The organism is Bartonella sp. MR168JLCBS (genome assembly GCF_042194175.1).
The window spans coordinates 1-611 of record NZ_JBHIMP010000513.1 but is presented as its reverse complement, the minus strand read 5'-3'; the positions used below and the strand labels follow the sequence as shown (position 1 = coordinate 611).

The 611-nt window shown below is 40.1% G+C and carries 1 pseudogene; it reads right to left on the bottom strand.

Going from position 1 to position 611, the window contains the following annotated elements:
* A pseudogene (locus ACFIK8_RS12320) lies at window positions 1–611 on the bottom strand (glutamine amidotransferase-related protein); the annotation flags it as partial.

Sequence of the window (611 nt, the reverse complement as noted above, 5' to 3'; positions counted from 1 at the left end):
AAAACCATGATTCATTGATGCAATTTCAACTTTTACGGTGATAAAGTCTTTAACAGGGTGGTTGGCACCATGGTGTCCTTGGTGCATTTTTATGGTTTTTGCTCCAACAGCAAGAGCCAGAAGTTGGTGCCCGAGACATATGCCAAAAAGCGGTATATTACTGTCAATGAGGGCTTGAATGGTTGGAACAGCATAATTAGCTGTGGCGATTGGATCACCTGGTCCATTGGAAAGAAAAACACCATCAGGATTCATTGCCAGAATTTTTTCTACGTTTGTGTTTGCTGGCACAATAGTTATGCGTGCACCGTGTGCAGCTTAATGCCATAGTCAATCGCAACAATGTGAAAATTGCATGCATCATTCGTACTATAGCCTTTATTCCATATCCATGGTTTTTCATTCCATTCCACAAATTGCTTTGATGTCACTTCTTTTGCAAGATCAAGATTGATAAGGCCAGTCCATTTTTGTGCATGTTTTTTCAGAGCGTGAATATCAAAATTTCCATTTGGATCATGGATGATGATGCCATTTAGTGAACCTTTTTCACGAATAAGAACAGTTAATGCCCGTGTATCAACGCCACAAAGCGCAATGATTTTACGCGT